Raw genomic sequence first — 514 nt, 5'->3', positions numbered from 1 at the left:
AGACAACCGATTTAACTTTAATATCTTTAATTTTATAATTACTTGTATCGACGGACTCATGATTTTCCATGGAGGCTGATTGTACGATTCTAAACTGATAGCCAAATACAGTAGCTGCATCATCGCTATTTTTTTTCATTGCTATAACTAGAATCAAAAAGAATAGCGCTATTGCTAATACTAAATAAAATAATATATTAGTTAAAACTTTAATTACTCTCCTAAGTTTTGAAGACATTTATTATATTCCCTCTTCTATTTAGCAATTTTAATATTTAGACTAAATGATATTTCTTTATTTTGAGCTTCATTACCTACATTTTCTGGCATAAAATAATTGATCACTATTTTTTCTGCATTCACACCACTAAAAATAAAGTCATCATCAAAAGCTTCTGTCATTGTTTTTGTTATTGAAATATCACCAATTGTAATTTCAACATTTAAATACTCCTTTAATGTATCATTACCTTTTGGATCAAAACCAAATGTAATATCAAAAAAACCTGAATCC

1 protein-coding gene and 1 pseudogene are annotated in these 514 nt (G+C 26.8%); both read right to left on the bottom strand.

What is annotated here, in order from left to right; all coding sequences use genetic code 11:
- A pseudogene (locus IY230_RS06810) lies at nucleotides 1–238 on the bottom strand (hypothetical protein); the annotation flags it as partial.
- A 17-nt stretch (nucleotides 239–255) separates the two neighbouring features.
- Nucleotides 256–514 (bottom strand): hypothetical protein (locus IY230_RS06805; protein ID WP_196369969.1); only part of this gene is annotated, 259 nt, incomplete at its 5' end.

The organism is Acholeplasma laidlawii, assembly GCF_015709225.1.
Classification (GTDB): Bacteria; Bacillota_I; Bacilli_A; order Acholeplasmatales; family Acholeplasmataceae; genus Acholeplasma; species Acholeplasma laidlawii_A.
This window is presented reverse-complemented; position numbering and strand designations above follow the sequence as displayed.